Source organism: Delftia sp. DS1230 (genome assembly GCF_040112715.1).
Lineage (GTDB): Bacteria > Pseudomonadota > Gammaproteobacteria > Burkholderiales > Burkholderiaceae_C > Comamonas > Comamonas tsuruhatensis.
Window position 1 is genome coordinate 6,045,211 of sequence record NZ_CP157763.1, and the last position, 17,693, is coordinate 6,062,903.

The following is a 17,693-nucleotide window of genomic DNA, read 5'->3' on the forward strand; positions in this document are numbered from 1 at the left end:
CAGCCAATGACGGAGACAACCCCATGATGAACAAGCGCAACTTCCTGCACGCCAGCGCCCTGGCCGCCTCCCTGCTCGCACTGGCCGCCAGTGCGCAGGCCCAGGACTTTCCTCCCAAAAAGCCCGTGTCCCTGGTCGTGGGCTTCGCCGCCGGCGGCGCCGCCGATGCGGCCGCGCGCCTGATCGCCAAGAAGCTGGGCGAGAACATCGGCCAGAGCGTGGTGGTGGAGAACAAGGGCGGCGCGGGCGGCAACATCGCCCACCAGCAGGTGGCCAATGCGGCGGCCGACGGCTCGGTGCTGCTGTTCGGCTCGGTGGGGCCGCTGACCATTGCGCCGCACCTGATGAAGCTGCCCTACGACCCCTTCAAGGACCTGGCGCCCATCTCGGGCGGCGTGAACTTTCCCAACGTGCTGGTGGTGCACAAGGGCGCGGGCGTGAAGACCCTGGCCGAGTTCGTGGCCAAGGCCAGGAAGAACCCGGGCACGGTGGACTACGCCTCGACGGGCGCGGGCTCGGCCTCCCACCTGGCAGGCGAGCTGTTCAACCAGCGCGCGGGCATCGACATGGTGCACGTGCCCTACAAGGGCGGCGCGCCCGCGCTGCAGGACCTGCTGGGTGAGCGCGTGACCAGCTACTTCGCAGCGCCGCCCACGGCCCTGCCCCACATCGAGGCCGGCAAGCTGATCCCGCTGGCCACCACGGGCCTCACGCGCCCGGCGTACATGCCTGACATCCCCACGGTGGCCGAAGCCGGCTATCCCGGCTTCGAGGCACTGAACTGGTATGCCTTCGTGGCACCGGGCAAGACGCCCAAGCCGATGCTGGACCGCTGGAACACCGAGATCGTCAAGGTACTCAATGACCCCGGCGTCAAGGACGCGCTGAACAAGCACGGCCTCACCCCCCAGCCCGCCACGCGCGCCGAGTTCGCGGCCTTCATGAAGAAGGAGTACGAGCAGTGGGGCAGGCTGGTGAAGGAGCGAAAGCTCACGGCGGAGTGAGCGGCTTGCGCACGTTCAGAGCTTGATCGGCTTGCGTGCCACGGGCGCTGCAAAGCCCGCACACAGGCGGTTCCAGACATTGATGCTGCCGATGGCATAGGTCAGCTCCACCATCTCGCGCTCGCTGAAATGCGGGCGCAGCGCCTCGAAGTCCTGCTGCTCGGGATGGGCCTGGCTCAGGCGCGTGCAGCGCTCGGCCCAGTTCAGGGCGGCGCGCTCGCGCCCGTCGTAGAAATCCACCTCGGGCCAGGTGACGATGCTGTTGATGCGCTGCAGGTCCTCGCCCCGGGACAGCAGTTCGCGCGTGTGCATGTCCACGCAGAAGGCGCAGCCGTTGATCTGCGAGACGCGCAGGAACACCAGCTCCAGCAGCTGGATGCCCAGGCTGGACTGGTTGAGCAGCGCGTTGATGCCGGCCTGGGCCTTGTACAGCTCGGGGGCCACGGCCTGGAAGTTCAGGCGCGGCGTGGGGGCGGCAAGAGGACGGGCGCCGGTGGCGGCGGAAGACGAAGCGGTCATGGAAAACACTCCTTGAGGGATGTAGCAGCCGGCCGGAATGGCTGGCCCATACCTTCAAGACGCACGGGGCGTGCGCGTTGTGACAGCGTTGGCGAAAATTCTTTCGCAGCCCCTATCCTCCCTTCCGCCGGCTGCCCCTCAATCCGCCACGATGCGCCGCTCCGTGGCGATCTTGCGGTACACGGCGTTCTCGGCCGCGATCTCGCGCGCGAACTCCTCGGGGCGGTTGCCGATCACGCGCGAGCCCGTGTCCTCGATCTGGCGGCGCACCTCGGGGCTGGCCAGTGCGCGCTGGGCGGCCGCATGCAGGCGCGCCACGATCTCGGGCGACAGCCCCTTGGGGCCGTAGATGCCATAGAAGGCGCTGCGGTTGACCGGCTCCAGCCCCAGCTCCTTGAAGGTGGGCACCTGGGGCAGCTGGGCCAGGCGCTCGGGCGCGGCCACCGCCAGCGCGGTGAGCCGGCCCGCCTTGATGAAGGGCAGGGCCGAGGGCAGGTTGTCGAAGACGATGGGCACCTGGCCCGCAACCGCATCGTTGAGCGCCGGGCCCGAGCCCCGGTAGGGCACATGCGTGAGCGACAGCCCCGAGCGGCTGGACATCAGCTCCATCAGCATGTGGCCTATGGAGCCCGTGCCCGCCGTGCCGTAGGCATGCTTGCCGGGGTTCTTCTTCACCTCCTCCACGAAGGCCGCAAAGCTCTGCGCCTTGAAGCCCGGATGCACGGCCAGCACATTGGGCGTGGCCGCAATGTTGGTGATGGGCGTGAAATCGGTGAGCGGGTTGTAGGGCAGGCGCGGGTTGATGGCCGGATTGGTGGCCGTGGTGGACACGGTGGCCACGCCCAGCGTGTAGCCGTCGGGCTGGGCACGCGCGGCCTCGTGCGCGCCGATGGCGCCTCCGCCGCCGCCCTTGTTGTCCACCACCAGCGGCTGGCCCAGCGCCTCGGCCATGCGCGGCGCAATCGCGCGCGCCACGATGTCGGTGGTGCCGCCGGCCGCAAACGGCACGATCAGGCGCACCGGGCGCGTGGGATAGGCGCCGGCATCGGCCGCCATGGCGCCCGGTGCGGCGCCTGCGGCCAGCAGCAGGGCGCACAGGCTGCGGCGTGAAGTGAAGTGGTTCATGGGATGTCTCCTGGGAATGGCTGTGTTTTGAACGGACGGTGGAGGTTTCTGTCAGGCCGATGCGCGGCGCACGATGTGCGAGCGGTCCAGCGCGCCGCAGGAGGAGGCGCCCAGCATGGCCAGGTTGCGGTCCACCTCGTCGCGCAGCAGGCCGATGGCGTGCAGCACGCCGGCCTCGCCGCCCACGGCGGCGGCATAGTTGAAGGGCCGGCCCACCAGCACCATGCGCGCGCCCAGCGCCACGGCCTTGAGCACATCGGAGCCGCGCCTGAAGCCCCCGTCGATCAGCACCGGATAGTCCGGCCCCAGGGCCGCCACCACGTCCTCAAGAATGCGCATGGCCGACACCGCGCCGTCGAGCTGCCGCCCGCCATGGTTGGACAGCACGATGCCGTCGGCCCCCACGCGCCGGGCCTGCAGCGCGTCCTCCACGCTGAGCACGCCCTTGATGACCAGCGGCCCCTTCCAGCGGCGGCGGATGGCCTCGATGTGGCGCCAGCTCAGGTGGTCGCGCGCCGAAAAGTCGCGCATCACGCTGGACGACATGATGGGCGCACCGCGCGTGGCAAACGAGTTCTCGAAATGCGGCATGCCGTGGCGCAGCAGCGTGCGCAGGAACGTGCCGGCCACCCAGCCCGGGCGCACCATGCCGTCCCAGGCCAGGCGCAGGCTGGGCTTGAGCGGCGTGGAAAACCCGGTGCGGATGTTGTTCTCGCGGTTGGCGGAGATCGGTATGTCCACCGTCACCACCAGGGTGCGAAAGCCTGCGCGCTCCACGCGGTCGATCAGCGCGTCGATGCGGGCCTGGTCCCCGGGGATATAGGCCTGGAACCAGGTGGCCGGGCTCTCGCGCGCCACCTCCTCCATGGGGATCAGCGAGGTGCCGCTCATCACCGACACAATGCCCGCGCGCTGGGCCGCGCGCGCCAGCACCAGGTCGCCCCGGTAGGTGGACAGCGCATTGATGCCCATGGGCGCGATGCCGAAGGGGCTGGCATAGCGCTCACCGAACAGCTCCACGGCCTGCGAGCGCTGCGACACATCGGCCAGCACGCGCGTGGTCAGGCCCCATTCGCCGAACACCTCGCGGTTGTCGCGCAGCGAGGCGTTGTCCTCTGCCGCCCCGGCGATGTAGCCGAAGATGGGCCGGGGCAGCCTGCGGCGCGCGGCCTCCTCGAAATCATGCAGCGACAGCATGCGGCGCAGCACGGCCGGGGCGCGCGGCGCCGGCAGGGCGGGTGCCGAAGGCGTGGAGGCAGAGGCAGAGGAGGAAGCGATGGCGGCCATGGTGCGGACCTCGGAATGTTCAGGAACCGGCGCCACTGTAGGCCGCGCATCCATTGAATGAAAGTGGATTATTTAGAATGCACTTGTTCGCTTTTTGCCAATGACAAGCCCATGTCCACACCCTCGGTCAAGCAGCTCGAAGCCTTCTGGTGGGCCGCCACCTGCAGCAACTTCGCCACGGCCGCGCAGCGCGTGCACCTGTCCGTGTCCTCGCTGTCCAAGCGCATCACGGAACTGGAGACCGCGCTGGGCCAGCCGCTGTTCGACCGCAGCGGCCACCGTGCCGTGCTCACCGACGCCGGCCAGCGCCTGCTGCCCGCCGCGCTGGAGGTGCTCAACGCCATGGCCGCGCTGGGCCAGGCCCTGGACACGCGCGAGGCGCTGGCCGGCCATTGCCGCTTCGGCGTGGGCGACCTGTCGGCGCTGACCTGGCTGCCGGCCTTCGTGGCCGCCGCGCGCCAGGCCCATCCGCAGCTGGTGCTGGAGCCCCATGTGGACGTGGGCGGCGTGCTGGAGCAGCGCCTGGACGACGGCGAACTGGACTTTGCCGTCATCGCGGGCCGCTCCTCGCGCAGCAGCCTGCTGTCCCGCCCCGTGGGCGCCGCACGCTTTGCCTGGGCCGTGGCCCCCGGCCTGGCAGGCGCGGGCCGCCTGGGCGCCACGGCCCTGCTGCAGCGCCATGCGCTGGTCACCCTGCCCCCGCAGGCCGGCACCACGCGCCTGCTGGACGACTGGCTGCTGGCCCAGGGCGCCAGCGTGCGCGAGCGCATCCTGTGCAACAGCTGGGGCGCCGTGGCCGGCATGCTGCGCGCCGGCCTGGGCGTGGGCTTCCTGCCCACCGGCTGGATCGCCGCCCTGGGCCTGCGCGCCGTCGGGGGCGCCCATCCCAAGGCCGCCCTCGCTCCCCTGCACTACGCCTTCCAATGGCGGCGCGGCGACGCCCGCGCCCTGATCCCGGCCATGCAGCAACTGGCGCAGGCCCAGGTGGATTTCACGGTGATGCCGGGGTTGGTGGGTGCAGGGCGATGAAGGCCAATGGATCCAGACGCAATACCCTTGATCGCGTTGATGCGATACAACATGCGTCAAGGTCGGCGCACTCCAGAATCAAAGGGCGAGCGCGGTTGTGACCAAGGGCAGGAGGTGAGCAGCGCCACTGCGCTGGCTGTCGGCAACTCCTGCACAAACAACATGAAAGGAGGAGAGGGTGGATAGTCTTGACGAGGCGGAGGCTCGCCAGATACTGTCAGAACGTCACTATTGCGACGACGCCGAGGCCGACGATTGGAAGTTACTGGATAAGCCACAGGGAGCGTTCAACTTTGAACAGGGCTTGGTAACGGACAGCGGCAAGGGGACAGGCCTTGTGGTCCAGTTGAACTTCTATCGCTCTTCGGATACTGGGCTCATCACCCTGAAGATGAGTGTGTTCCGTCACATGAAGAAGCAGCCCAAGGCAAGGGTTTACCAATTGCAGATCACGACGAAAAGCTACAACCCCGACAATTGGCACGATCAGGCGCATGAGCATCTGGGAGATGCACGAAACCCTGTTCCGGAGTGGAAGTCATGGCGGACTTTCCATGATGTTTTCGCATTTTTCTGTCAACGCACCAACATCGAATTCAGGCCCGCACTTGAGGATCCAGAACAGCTGAGGCTCCAACCATGATCTGCCAGAACCTTCTCAACCTGACCGGGTTTGCGTGCCAGCCCATCAACGAGCAAGGCACGCTTGCAAGGATCAACACGCCCTTCTGTTTTGCCGATGGCGACCCCGTGCCTGTGTATGTGCAGAGTTTCGACAACGACGTACATCGGTTTTTCGACGATGGCCAGACCGTCCTGCACTTCATTGGCAGAGGGATGAATTTCTCGTCAGGGCACAAGCTGAGGTTCCTCAGCAACCTGGCGAGCAAACACGGGGCCTCGCTCAATGCCAAGGGCGTCATAGAGATCCTGTCAACGGACTCGTCGTCCGCCGACGCCTTTGCACGGTACATCTCCTGCCTTGTAGCCATCACCCATTGGGAGATGGAGCACCAGGGCGTGGACGCCGATGGATCGGCATTTGCCACGGAGGTAGCACAAGCCCTGCTCCAAAGGTACCCCGGCAAGGAGCTGCAACTTAGGCCCGAATACCTTGGAAGCTCGGGCAAGCGGCATGAGTTGGACTTCAAGATGGAAGGCTCTGGGTATCTGGCCGTCAAGCCAACGCAGCAGTCTGCGGCTCCCGCCCTCTACAAGCTGGTGGACATCACCAACCGGCAAACCAATGACGGCGAAAACATCGTGGTCGTGATCGATGACAGATTCGACAAACAGGCCGCCAAAAACACCCAGCAAGTCTTCAGAAGCATCGTCAGCGACGTGATCCACTTCAGCAAGCTTGTCCCTGCAGACCCTGCAAGCGCTGCGATCGTGCACTGAGCAGGCAAAAGCCCTGAACCTATGGCGGGGGACTCAAAATCCCCCACTCCACCAACTGCGGCCGCACCTGCACCACCTGCCCCGCGCGCAGGCCTTCGCCGTCGATGGCGCGGAAGGCCTCGGCCATCAGGCCTTCGACGTTCTGGCGCACCATGTGCACCGGAAAGCGCAGGCATTCGGCATAGGGGTCCCAGTCGTAGCTGCCAAAGCTGCATTGCGCCAGTTCCGCATCGGGCAGTCCACGCAGGAAACGGATGGCGCCTTGCAGCGTGATGCCCGATGAGAACAGCAGGGCGCGCGGCAGGCCGCCCAGGCGCTGGTAGAGCGCTGCCATGGCAAGGCGGGCCGCTTCGGGGTCGTAGCCGCAGCAGACGATGTGCTCGTCCGCCACCGGCGTGTGGGGCGCCAGGGCTTCGCGAAAGCCGGCCAGGCGCTGCTCGGTGGCGTACTCCTTGCGGACGCCGCCCAGAAAGCAGACGGCGTCCTGCGGCGCACCTGCCGGGGGCCTGGAGCGCGCCAGCAGCAGGCGCGTGAGTTCGGCCGCACCCCAGCGGTTGTCGCTGGTGACGGAGGGCGCCTTCTTCCCGGGCAGATCCACGTTGACATGGCGCACGCCGGCCTGGCGGCATTCGGCGCTGATGGCGTCGGGCCGGGTGGCGCCCGTGACGATGAGGTGCTCCACGCGAAAGGCGATCAGCGAGCGCACGGTCTCCACCTCCAGCGCGCCGTCGCGCAGCGTGCTGACCACCAGCGGGCACAGGCCCCGCGCGTGGGCCAGGCGCTCGAAGGCCTGGGACAGCGCGCCGAAGAAGCGGTCCTCGTGCGTGGGAATCACCATGCCGATCAGCCCCGAGCGCTGGCGGCGCAGGCCTCTGGCCTGGCGGTTCACGGCAAAGCTGTGTTCCTGGGCGAGCTGCTGCACGCGGCGCGCGGTCTCCTCGCTGATGCGCCGCGACTGCCAGCTGCCGTTGAGGATGGCGCTGACCGTCGAGGCCGAGGTGCCGGCCAGTTCGGCCAGGTCGTAGATGGTGGAGGTTCGGGGGCGGTTCACGGTGCTCTGCAGGGGTTGGGACGGGAGCGCTCGGCGGCCATCGTAGCCGCTGCGGCAGCGATTCGGGCGGACCGGAGCCGGCACGCAACAGCGGCCCGGGAAATCCCGCATCGGCAATGGAAGTCCATCTGTCTATAGTTTGCGCAATCGATTGTGCAAAACAGAGGGAGGAGCGCCATGTTCCATGGATTCAGCCGGTTCTCAAGAGCACTGTTGGCCTGCACCCTGGCGGCGCTGGCAGGCGCGGCCGGTGCCGAGGATGTGTCGGTGGTGGCCAAGGTCGGGGGCATTCCGTGGTTCAACGCCATGGAGACCGGCATCCGCAAGGCAGGCCGCGAGCTGGGCATCTCCAGCGGCATGGTCGGCCCCACCGAGGCCGATGCGGCCCAGCAGGTGCGCGCGGTCGAGGACCTGATCGCGCGCCGCAGCAAGGTCATCGCCGTGGTGCCCAACGATGCCAGGGCACTGGAGCCCGTGTTCCGGCGTGCGCGCAGCGCGGGCATCAAGGTGCTCACGCACGAGTCGCCCGCCCAGAAGGGCGCCGACTGGAACATCGAGCTGAGCAGCGTCGCGGGCTTTGGCGAGCGCCACATGGACAGCCTGGGCAAGGCCATGGGTGGCGAGGGCAAGTACGTGGTCTTCGTGGGCTCGCTGACCGTGCCGCTGCACAACGCCTGGGCCGATGCGGCCATCGCCCACCAGAAAAAACAGTGGCCGAAGATGCAGCTGGTGTCCGAGCGCTTCGGCGTGGCCGAGAGCCTGGACGACTCCTACCGCAGCGCCCAGGACCTGATGCGCGCCCACCCTGACCTCAAGGGCTTCCTGGCCTTCGGCAGCCAGGGCCCCATTGGCGCGGGCCGCGCGGTGGCCGATGCGCGCAAAGCCGACCGCATTGCCGTGGTGGGCTCGTTCTCGCCGGGCCAGGGCGCGAAGCTGGTGCGCGACGGCGTGATCCGCGAAGGCTTCATCTGGAACCCCGCGCTGGCCGGCGAGGTCATCGTGCATGTGGGCAAGATGCTGATCGACGGCCGCGAGCCCACGGACGGCATGGAGATACCGGGCCTGGGCAATGTCCAGGTGGACCGCGAGCGCCGCAACATTCAGGGCCAGAGGCTGGAGCCGATCAACCGGCAGACCATAGACCGGCTGGTCGGCCTGGGCCTGTGAGCCGCGCGCTGCCATGGATGCCACCACAACGGCGCTGGTCCGCATGCAGGCGGTCACCGTGCGCTTTGGCGACGCCACGGCGCTGCATGCGCTGGACTGGGACGTGATGCCCGGCGAGGTGCACTGCCTGATGGGCAGCAACGGCAGCGGCAAGAGCACGGCGATCAAGGTGCTCAGCGGCGTGCACGCGCCGCAGCCGGGCGCGCGCATCGACATCGGCGGACAGCCCGTGCAGCGGCTGGACCCGGCGCTGGCCAAGTCCCTGGGCATTCAGGTGATCTACCAGGACCTGTCGCTGTTTCCCAACCTGAGCGTGGCCGAGAACATCGCCTTCGACCAGGCCATGGGCCGCTGGTGGGCGCCCGTGCGCCGCAGGCGCCAGCGCGAAGCCGCCCAGGCCGTGTTGCGGCGCCTGGGCATTGCGCTGCCGCTGGATGCGCGGGTGGGCGACCTGCCCATTGCGGGCCGCCAGCTTGTGGCCATCTGCCGGGGCATGGCGGCCCGGGCCAGGCTGCTGTTCATGGACGAGCCCACGGCCTCGCTCACGCGTGCCGAGGTCGATGCGCTGCTGGCCGTGGTGCGCCGGCTCCAGGCCGATGGCATGGCCATCGTCTTCGTGAGCCACAAGCTGGACGAGGTCATGGAGATCGCCGACCGCGTCACCGTGCTGCGCGACGGGCGCAAGCTGGGCACCTGGCCCGCGGAACAGTTGTCGGGCCGGCAACTGGCCGCGCTGATGACCGGACAGGAAGTGGAGGAGCGCCTGCATGCGCGCGACATGTCCGCCGCGCCCGCGCTGCTGGAAGTGCGCGGCCTGGGCCGCGACGGCGACTACGAGGACGTGAGCTTCGATGTGCGCGAGGGCGAGATCCTGGGCCTGACCGGGCTGCTGGGCGCGGGCCGCACCGAGCTGGCCCTGGGCCTGTTCGGCATGCGCAGGCCCGATCGCGGCAGCATCCGCCTGGGCGGCCGCACGCTGGCGCTGCGCAGCAACCGCGATGCCATGGCGGCGGGCATTGCCTATGTGCCCGAGGACCGCCAGTCCATCGGCCTGAACCTGCGCCAGTCCGTGCAGGACAACCTGGTGCTGGCCATGCTGCCGCGCCTGTCTGGCCCGCTGGGCTGGCTGCCCGCCCGCCGCCGCGCCGCCACCGCAGCCCAGTGGCGCGACCGCCTGCACATGCGCCTGCCCGCGCTGGACGCACCCGTGCACCAGCTGTCCGGCGGCAATGCCCAGCGCGTGGTGCTGGCCCGCTGGCTGGCGACCGCGCCACGCCTGCTGATTCTCGACTCGCCCACCGTGGGCGTGGACATCGGCAACCGGCAGGGCATCTTCGAGATCGTGCACGGGCTCGCCGCACAGGGCATGGCGGTGATCGTCATCTCGGACGAGGTGGCCGAGGTCCATGCCCACTGCGACCGCGTGCTGCACATGCTCGGCGGGCGCATGGCCGGCGAGTTCGTGCCGGGGGTGCATTCCGAAAGCCAGATCGAGGAGGCCGTCCATGCCTGAACACGCACACGCGCTGCTGCACCACCCCGTGGCCCGGCTGGGCCTGGCCATTGCCGCCATGGCCCTGCTGTTCGGCGCCCTGGCGCCGGGCTTCTGGACGCTGGGCAACTGGATGGACGTGGCCGAGGGCGCATCGGTCACCGCCATCATGGCCGTGGGCCTGCTGGTGGTGCTGGTCGCGGGCGGCATCGACATCTCGTTTGCCGCCACGGCCACGGTGGCGCAGTACCTTGCGGCCCTCGCGGCCACACGCCTGGGCTGGACACCGGCGGCCAGCATCGCGCTGGGCCTGGCCACGGGACTGGCGCTGGGCGCATTCAATGCCCTGCTCATCCACCGCCTGCGCGCCACCTCCATCATCATCACCATCTCCACGCTGAACCTGTACTTCGCGCTGCTGATGCATGGCACGGGCGGGCGGTCCATCTACGACCTGCCGTCGTGGTGGAGCGACTCCGTGGTGCTGGCCCGCTTCGCAAGCGCCGACGGCGCAGACCCCGTGCGCCTGACCCTGCCCATCGCCGTGGCCGGCGCAGCCGCCCTGCTGACGGCGCTGCTGCTGGGCCGCAGCGCGCTGGGGCGGCGCCTGTACGCCTTCGGAGGCAACCCCGAGGCCGCGCACCGCATGGGCATCGGGCTGGGCGCCATCCAGGGCGTGGCCTATGGCTGGCTCGGCATGATGGCGGCCATCGCAGGCCTGGTGCAGGCGCACCGCGTGGGCGAGTCGGTGCCCAACGCCCTGGTCGGCACGGAGCTGTTCGTGCTCGCGGCCGCCGTGCTGGGCGGCGCCAGCCTGTTCGGCGGCACGGGCAGCGTGGGCGGTGTGCTGATGGGCGTGCTGCTGCTGGCCGTGCTGCGCAACGGGCTGAATCTGATGGGCGTGTCGCCGTATTTCTTCCAGGTGCTGCTGGGCGCCGTGGTGCTGGCCTGCGCGGCCGCAACGGGACTGCGGCGCACGCAGCGACGCAACCAGCAGCGCAGCGCTGACGCCACTCCTGCAGCGCCTTTGGCGGGGGCCGCGCCATGAACCGCAGCACTGGCGCGCCGCTGGGCCTGATCGCGCTGCTGGCGCTGCTGTGCGCCGTGTTCACGCTGCTGCTGCCCGGCAGCTTCGCCACCCTGGGCACGCTGCAATCGGTGCTGCTGCAGATCCCCGAGTTGGGCCTGCTGGCACTGGCACAGATGCTGCCGCTGATCAGTGGCGGCATCAACCTGGCCGTGGTCGCCAGCGCCAACATGGCGGGCCTGGCCATGGCCTGGGTGCTGGTGGGAGGCCTGTCGGCGCTGGGCCTGGACCTGTCGGGCCATGAGGGCCTGCTCATCGGCGCGGCACTGACCGTGGGCGCCCTCGCCAGCCTGCTGGTGGGGCTGACCAGCGGCTGGCTGGTGGCGCGCGTCAACGCCCATCCCATCCTCGTCACGCTGGGCACCATGTCGCTGATCAACGGCCTGTGCGTCTGGCTCACGCGCGGCAAGCCCATTGCAGGCTTTCCCGAGGCCTTCCAGGCCCTGGGCTCCGCCCAGTGGCTGGGCCTGCCGCTGCCGTTCTGGATCTTCGCGGCCGTGTGCATGCTGGTGGGCCTGTACCTGGGCAGCACACGCCACGGGCTGGCCATCCGCATGGTCGGCTCCAATGCCGAGGCCACGCGCCATGCGGGCATCGACACGCGCCGCGTGCTGATCGGCGTCTACACCCTGTCCACGCTGCTGTGCTGGATCGCGGCCGTGCTGATGATGGCGCGCTTCAACTCGGCCAGCGCGGGCTACGCCCAGTCCTACCTGCTGGTCACGGTGCTTGCGGCCATCCTGGGCGGCACCGATCCCATGGGCGGCTTCGGCCGGGTGTCGGGGCTGTTCGTCGCCCTGCTCATCCTGCAGGTGCTGTCCAGCGGGGTGAACCTGCTGGGCGCCAATGCCCAGCTCACGCAGGCCCTGTGGGGCGCCACCATGATCGCCGCCGTGGCCGCGCGCCACCTGCTGGCGCGCTGGCGGGGCCGTGCCCGGGCACCCGCCGAACCCTCCCCTTCGCGCTCTCGCAGCGTCCAACCGGAGCCCCTATGAACCCCCTCGGCATCCACGCCCTTGTCTGGGCCGGCGACCTGTCGCCGGCCTCCACCCGCCATGTGATCGAGCAGACGCGCCAGGCCGGTTACGACCTGGTCGAGCTGTCCCTGCACGGCCCCCGGCTCATGGACCTGGCGCTCACGCGTGATCTGCTGCAGGAGCACGGCCTGGGCGTGGGCTGCTCGCGGGGCCTGACCTTCGAGGCCGATGTCTCCAGCGAAGACCCCGCCGTGGTCGCGCGCGGCCTGGCGCTGCTGCAAGAGGGCGTGGACATCACGGCGCGCCTGGGCGGGCGCTACTTTGGCGGCATCCTCTACGGCGCCATGGCGAAATACGGCCATCCCTGCACGCTGCAGGGCCGGCGCAACGCGATCGAGGCCGTACGGCGCATTGCCGACTTCGCGGGCGAGCGCGGCGTCACGCTGGGCCTGGAGGTGGTCAACCGCTACGAAAGCAATCTGCTGAACACGGCCACGCAGGCGCTGGAGTTCATCGACGAAGTCGGCCAGCCCCATGTCTGCGTGCACCTGGACACCTACCACATGAACATCGAGGAGGCCGACCTCGCCGCCCCCGTGCTGGCCTGCGGACAACGGCTGGGCTATGTGCACATCGGCGAGAACCACCGCGGCTACCTGGGCGCGGGCCACATCGACTTCGCGCAGTTCTTCGGTGCCCTCGCGCAGATCGGCTACCAGGGCACCGTCACCTTCGAGAGCTTCTCGTCGGCCATCGTCAACGAGCAGCTGTCGAACGCGCTGGCCATCTGGCGCCCCATGTGGGAAGACGGCATGGACCTGGCCCTGCACGCACGCGGCTTCATGGCCGACGGGCTGGCCAGCGCGCAGCAGGTACGCGCATGACGGCCATCCTGCCGCCCGAAGCCCTGGCGCGTGCGCTTGCGCTGGCGCGCTCCGGCCCCCGACGCCTGCTGGGCCTGGCGGGCCCGCCCGGCGCAGGCAAAAGCACGGTCTGCGCCGCCCTGCTGCAGGCGCTGGGCCCGCAGGCGGCGGCCGTGCCCATGGACGGCTTCCACCTGGCGCAGTCCGCGCTGCAGCGCCTGGGCCGCGCGCAGCGCAAGGGCGCGCCCGACACCTTCGACTCGGCCGGCTACGTGGCCCTGCTGCGCCGCCTGCGCGCGCCCGTGGCCGGTGAAACGGTCTACGCCCCCGAATTCCGGCGCGCCATCGAGGAGCCCATTGCAGGCGCCATCGCCATCGCGCCCGGCGTGCCCCTGGTCATCACCGAAGGCAACTACCTGCTGATGGAGGAACAGGATGCGTCAGGCACACACTGGCATGCCGTGCGCGCGCTGCTGGACGAGGTCTGGTACGTGGACATGGACGACCGCCTTCGCATCGAACGCCTGACCCGCCGCCACGAACTCCACGGCCGCAGCCCCCAGGCCGCACGCGACTGGGTGGCGCAGGTGGACGAGCCCAATGCGCGCCGCATTGCGGCAACGCGGGGGCGGGCGGATTGGGTGTTGCGTTGGGGGTGAGGCTGCAGAACACAGCCCCCGCTCAGAACGCCACCACGCCCCCGTCCTTGCGCGGGTCCGATCCGCCGATGTAGTGGTCGCCGTCGCGCAGCACCAGCTGCGCGCCGCCGAAGGCGAAGACGCCATGGCCTTCCTCGATCGTGACTTCGTGGCCGCGTGCGCGCAGGGCGGCGACAACCTCGGCGTCGAAGGCGGGCTCCACAGCCACGCCCTTGCCGCCCGTCACGCGCCAGCGCGGTGCGTCGGCGGCGGCCTGGGGGTTCTGGCCGTAGCGCAGCACGCGCAGGGCCATCTGCAGGTGGCCCTGGCTCTGCATGGGGCCGCCCATGACGCCGAAGGCCATCTGGGGCGTGCCGTCGGCGTTCATCGCAAAGGCCGGGATGATGGTGTGCGAGGGGCGCTTGCGTGGCGCGACCTCGTTGGCATGGCCGGCTTGCGTGGTGAAGCCGTGGCCGCGGTTTTGCAGGCTGATGCCGGTGCCCGGCACGACCACGCCCGAGCCGAAGCCCATGTAGTTGGACTGGATGAACGAGACCATCATGCCGCTGGCATCGGCCGCCGCCAGGTAGACGGTGCCGCCGGGGCGCGGTGCGCCGTAGGTGGGCGCGCTGGCGCGCTCGCGGTCAATGAGCGCCGCGCGTTCGCGCAGGTAGCCGGCGTCCAGCAGATGGGCGGATTCGACGCGCATGTGGTCGCCGTCGGCGTTGTATTCGTGCAGGTCGGCTAGGGCCAGCTTCATGGCCTCGACCTGCAGGTGCACGGACTCCACGCCGTCCAGCGGCTCGGCGCCTACGCCCAGTGCGTCCAGCATGCCCAGCGCCATCAGCGCGGCAATGCCCTGGCCGTTGGGCGGGATCTCGTGGATCACCGAATCGCCAAAGGTCTGCGACACCGTGCCGACCCAGTCGGCCTGGTGGGCGGCCAGGTCGGCCTCGGTCATGGCGCCGCCGCAGGCCTTGGCGTGCTCGGCCATCGAGCGCGCCAGTGCGCCACGGTAGAAGGACTCGCCCCGGGTGGCGGCGATCTCCTCCAGCGTGCGCGCATGGGCTTCGCTGCGGAAGACCTCGCCCGCCTTGGGGGCCTTGCCATCGGGCAGGAAGCATTCGGCAAAACCGGGCTGGTCGCCGAGCTTGGCTCCGCCCAGCGCCCACAGCGTGGCAATGGTGGGCGAGACCGCAAAGCCGTCGCGCGCATAGCGGATGGCGGGCTGGGCCAGTTGCTCGAATGGCAGCTTGCCGAAGCGGCGCGACAGCTCCACCCAGGCCGAGACGGCGCCGGGCACGGTGACGGCGTTCCAGCCCTTCTCGGGGATGCCGCCCAGCGCGGCGAAGTACTCGGGCGTCCAGGCTTCGGGCGAGCGGCCCGAGGCATTGAGGCCGTGCAATTCCTTGCCGTCCCACAGGATGCAGAAGGCATCGCTGCCCAGGCCGCAGCCCGTGGGCTCGACCACGGTCAGCGCCATGGCCGTGGCAATGGCCGCATCCACCGCATTGCCGCCGGCCAGCAGCATGGACAGGCCGGCCTGCGCGGCCAGCGGCTGCGAGGTGGAGACCATGTTGCGGCCCAGCACCGAAGAGCGGTGCGAGGCGTAGGGAAGTGTCCAGTCCGTAACAGTGCTTGTCATATCAATTTCCATAGCGCCAACGCGCCACCGATAGCTTGAGGAACCGCAGGCACGGCCCAGCTCAGGGACGCCAAGCAAGGGCCTACGCCGGCCGCGCCACCCCGCAGCAAGGGCGTCGTCCCCCTCCCGCAGGAGAGGGGGAAGCGGCAAAGCCGCTCAGGGGGTGCTTCACTCAATCCAATGTGATTTTGTTGTCTTTGATGACCTGCGCCCAGCGCGCGCTGTCGGCCTGCACCATGGCGGCGAACTGCTCGGGCGTGCGCGGCGATGCGGCTTCCACGCCCTGCCTGGCCAGGCTGGCCACCACCTCGGGATTCTGGATGGCCTTGTTGAAGGCCTGATTGATCCGCGCCACCAGCTCGGGCTTCATGCCGGCCGGGCCATAGACGCCGAACCAGGTGACCGAAGAATAGCCGGGCAGGCCGGACTCGGCCACCGTGGGCAGGTCGGGCGCCAGCGCGCTGCGCTTGTCGCCGGTCACGGCCAGGGCGCGCAGGCGGCCGCTGGCCACATGGGGCATGCCGGTGGGAATGGAGTCGAACAGCAGGTGCACCTGGCCAGCGGCCAGGTCGGTGATGGACTGGGCCGTGCCCTTGTAGGGCACATGGGTCAGTTGCAGGCCCGCGCGCGCCGCGAAGGCCGCCGCGTTCAGGTGGACGATGGTGCCGTTGCCGCTGCTGGCGTAGTTGAGGGCGCCCGGATGGGCCTTGGCATATGCGATCAGCTCCTGCACGTTGCGCACGGGCAGCGAGGGCGTGACCAGCAGGATGCTGGCCGCACCGCCGATCTCGGCAATGGGCGTGAAATCCTTGTCGGCCTTGTAGGCCAGACGGGTCATCAGGTGTGGCGAGATGGCATGCGTGCTGCTGGTGGTGAACAGCAGCGTGTAGCCGTCCGGCGAGGCCTTGGCGGCCTCGCCCGTGCCGATGGTGCCGCCCGCGCCGGGGCGGTTGTCGATGACCAGCTGCTGGCCCAGGTCCTGGGACATGCGCTGCGCCACCACGCGCGCCACGAGGTCGGTGGCGCCGCTGGCCGGAAAGGGCACGACCAGGCGCACCGGGTGCGAGGGCCAGGACGCCTGGCCCTGTGCCACGGCGGGCAGGGCCATGGCGCCAGCCAGGGCACAGGCTGCAGCCACGATGGCGCGGCGTGGAAGTAAAACGCTGGGCAATGCCTTCATGGGCACACTCCTGGTCAGAGGGTTGGACAGCTGCAGCCGCTGCTCCCTGCAACGCCGCAACAGGCCATCGTAGAACCCTCGCCCCTTTGCCGCCATCAGCAAATTTGCAAACCTGCGTTGCCTCTGCGGCAAATTGATGACAATCGGGGCGACATGCCCGACGCCCGCCACCTTCTCCTGCAGGACACCGCGCTGCGCTACTTCCATGAAGTGGCGCAATGCGGATCGCTGACCGAGGCATCGGCGAGGCTGCATGTGGCGGCCTCTGCCATCAGCCGCCAGATCGCGGCGCTGGAGGGGCTGCTGGGCACGCCGCTGTTCGAACGCCACCCGCGCGGCATGGTGCTCAATGCGGCCGGCGAGATCCTGGCCGACCATGTGCGCCGCGCCGGCCTGGATGCCGAGCGCGCGCTGGGCGAGATCGAGGCCCTGCAGGGGCTGCGCAGCGGCCGCGTGCGCATCGCAAGCTCCGACGCCTTTGCCAACGAGTTCCTGCCGCGCCTGTGCGCGGCCTTCCAGCGCGAGCACGCCGGTATCGTCTTCGAGGTCATGGTGCTGCCCACGCCCGCCGTGCCCGAGGCCGTGCGCAGCGGCACGGCAGACATCGGCCTGTGCTTCAGCCGCGCGCCCGAAAAAGGCATTGCCGTGGCCTGCCGCGTGGCCGCGCCGCTGGTGGCCCTGGTCGCCCCCGGCCATGCGCTGGCGCAGGCGCGGCGCCTGTCGCTGGCCCAGCTGGTGCGCCATCCGCTGGCGCTCACGCCGGCCGACACGGCCGTGCGCCAGCTGCTGGACGCCGCCTGCAGCCGCCAGGGCCTGATGCTGATGCCGGTGATGGAGAGCAACCACGGCAAGACCCTGCTGAACTTTGCAGCCCAGGGCGCCGCCGTGGCCGTGGCCAGCGAGATCGCCGCGCGCCACATGGTGGCCACAGGCGCGCTGGTGGCCGTGGCGCTCAGCGACCGGGGCATGGACCTGCGCGACATCGAGGTGCAGACCCTGGCCGGCCGCACGCTGCCGCATGCGGCGCAGTCCTTCCTGGAAATGCTGCAGCTGCGGTTGCCCGGTCCCTGGTAACCGGAGGACACGGCGGGCAGCGGGCAGCGCCCGCCAGGCACCACCCACACAAGGCCAGCCAGAAAAGAGACCACAGTCCGACCAGGGATGCAGGGACAAAACTCGGAAAGCTCCGATTTTTACGGCCCTGCAGACCCGCGATTCATCCATCGCC

Annotated in this window: 17 protein-coding genes; 11 read left to right on the forward strand and 6 right to left on the reverse strand. The window is 69.5% G+C overall.

The window, feature by feature from the left end; translation table 11 throughout:
* Positions 1–23: 23 nt before the first annotated feature.
* Positions 24–1,004: a tripartite tricarboxylate transporter substrate binding protein gene (locus AAN986_RS27230; RefSeq protein WP_206424547.1), complete on the forward strand. Its 981-nt coding sequence runs from the start codon at positions 24–26 to the stop codon at positions 1,002–1,004.
* A gap of 15 nt (positions 1,005–1,019) precedes the next feature.
* On the opposite strand, the gene AAN986_RS27235 is transcribed toward AAN986_RS27230, so the two are convergent.
* The 3 genes from AAN986_RS27235 to AAN986_RS27245 all read right to left on the reverse strand — a co-directional run bounded on the left by AAN986_RS27235 (position 1,020) and on the right by AAN986_RS27245 (position 3,935).
* A complete protein-coding gene (locus AAN986_RS27235) occupies positions 1,020–1,523 on the reverse strand; it encodes a carboxymuconolactone decarboxylase family protein (RefSeq protein ID WP_012202723.1) in 504 nt (167 codons plus the stop codon).
* Positions 1,524–1,661: 138 nt separating this feature from the next.
* On the reverse strand, positions 1,662–2,648 hold the full coding sequence (locus AAN986_RS27240) for a tripartite tricarboxylate transporter substrate binding protein BugE (protein ID WP_047219060.1): 987 nt from the start codon (positions 2,646–2,648) through the stop codon (positions 1,662–1,664).
* A gap of 51 nt (positions 2,649–2,699) precedes the next feature.
* Positions 2,700–3,935 carry an alpha-hydroxy acid oxidase gene (locus tag AAN986_RS27245; RefSeq protein ID WP_046986859.1) on the reverse strand — a complete coding sequence of 412 codons (1,236 nt, stop codon included), beginning with the start codon at positions 3,933–3,935 and terminating at the stop codon, positions 2,700–2,702.
* Positions 3,936–4,046: 111 nt separating this feature from the next.
* On the opposite strand from AAN986_RS27245, the gene AAN986_RS27250 reads away from it, so the two are divergent.
* From AAN986_RS27250 to AAN986_RS27260, 3 genes are all read left to right on the forward strand, one after another.
* Positions 4,047–4,964 (forward strand): LysR family transcriptional regulator, encoded by a 918-nt coding sequence (locus AAN986_RS27250; RefSeq protein WP_047219059.1) that lies wholly within the window; start codon positions 4,047–4,049, stop codon positions 4,962–4,964.
* A gap of 178 nt (positions 4,965–5,142) precedes the next feature.
* Entirely contained in the window at positions 5,143–5,607 is a 465-nt protein-coding gene (locus AAN986_RS27255; protein ID WP_016454004.1) for a hypothetical protein, read from the forward strand.
* Entirely contained in the window at positions 5,604–6,365 is a 762-nt protein-coding gene (locus tag AAN986_RS27260) for a DUF1828 domain-containing protein (RefSeq protein ID WP_034366420.1), read from the forward strand. Before AAN986_RS27255 ends, AAN986_RS27260 begins: the two co-directional genes overlap by 4 nt.
* 19 nt (positions 6,366–6,384) lie before the next feature.
* Here the strand turns inward: AAN986_RS27260 and AAN986_RS27265 are convergent, their stop codons facing one another.
* Positions 6,385–7,416, reverse strand: a complete 1,032-nt coding sequence (locus AAN986_RS27265) for a LacI family DNA-binding transcriptional regulator (RefSeq protein ID WP_241150412.1) — start codon at positions 7,414–7,416, stop codon at positions 6,385–6,387.
* A gap of 177 nt (positions 7,417–7,593) precedes the next feature.
* Here AAN986_RS27265 and AAN986_RS27270 point away from each other — a divergent pair, with 177 nt between their 5' ends.
* From AAN986_RS27270 to AAN986_RS27295, 6 genes are read left to right on the forward strand one after another with little or no spacing between them, the layout of a single operon-like run.
* The gene (locus AAN986_RS27270) at positions 7,594–8,583 is read left to right on the forward strand and encodes a substrate-binding domain-containing protein (protein WP_047219057.1); all 990 of its coding nucleotides are present in this window, start codon (positions 7,594–7,596) and stop codon (positions 8,581–8,583) included.
* Between the two features lie 13 nt (positions 8,584–8,596).
* Positions 8,597–10,096: a sugar ABC transporter ATP-binding protein gene (locus tag AAN986_RS27275; RefSeq protein ID WP_349335536.1), complete on the forward strand. Its 1,500-nt coding sequence runs from the start codon at positions 8,597–8,599 to the stop codon at positions 10,094–10,096.
* A complete protein-coding gene (locus AAN986_RS27280) occupies positions 10,089–11,123 on the forward strand; it encodes an ABC transporter permease (RefSeq protein WP_047219055.1) in 1,035 nt (344 codons plus the stop codon). The genes AAN986_RS27275 and AAN986_RS27280 overlap by 8 nt, the downstream gene beginning before the upstream one ends.
* Positions 11,120–12,157 carry an ABC transporter permease gene (locus AAN986_RS27285; protein ID WP_047219054.1) on the forward strand — a complete coding sequence of 346 codons (1,038 nt, stop codon included), beginning with the start codon at positions 11,120–11,122 and terminating at the stop codon, positions 12,155–12,157. The genes AAN986_RS27280 and AAN986_RS27285 overlap by 4 nt, the downstream gene beginning before the upstream one ends.
* On the forward strand, positions 12,154–13,023 hold the full coding sequence (locus AAN986_RS27290; RefSeq protein WP_047219053.1) for a sugar phosphate isomerase/epimerase family protein: 870 nt from the start codon (positions 12,154–12,156) through the stop codon (positions 13,021–13,023). Before AAN986_RS27285 ends, AAN986_RS27290 begins: the two co-directional genes overlap by 4 nt.
* Positions 13,020–13,661, forward strand: a complete 642-nt coding sequence (locus AAN986_RS27295; protein ID WP_047219052.1) for a nucleoside/nucleotide kinase family protein — start codon at positions 13,020–13,022, stop codon at positions 13,659–13,661. The genes AAN986_RS27290 and AAN986_RS27295 overlap by 4 nt, the downstream gene beginning before the upstream one ends.
* 22 nt (positions 13,662–13,683) lie before the next feature.
* Here the strand turns inward: AAN986_RS27295 and AAN986_RS27300 are convergent, their stop codons facing one another.
* Both AAN986_RS27300 and AAN986_RS27305 read right to left on the reverse strand, forming a co-directional pair.
* On the reverse strand, positions 13,684–15,285 hold the full coding sequence (locus AAN986_RS27300; protein ID WP_047219051.1) for a gamma-glutamyltransferase family protein: 1,602 nt from the start codon (positions 15,283–15,285) through the stop codon (positions 13,684–13,686).
* Between the two features lie 172 nt (positions 15,286–15,457).
* Positions 15,458–16,465, reverse strand: coding sequence for a tripartite tricarboxylate transporter substrate binding protein (locus tag AAN986_RS27305; protein WP_047219050.1), 1,008 nt, complete (start codon positions 16,463–16,465; stop codon positions 15,458–15,460).
* A gap of 153 nt (positions 16,466–16,618) precedes the next feature.
* Between AAN986_RS27305 and AAN986_RS27310 the strand changes: the two genes are divergently transcribed.
* The gene (locus tag AAN986_RS27310; RefSeq protein WP_016449550.1) at positions 16,619–17,539 is read left to right on the forward strand and encodes a LysR family transcriptional regulator; all 921 of its coding nucleotides are present in this window, start codon (positions 16,619–16,621) and stop codon (positions 17,537–17,539) included.
* The last annotated feature ends 154 nt before the right edge of the window (positions 17,540–17,693 follow it).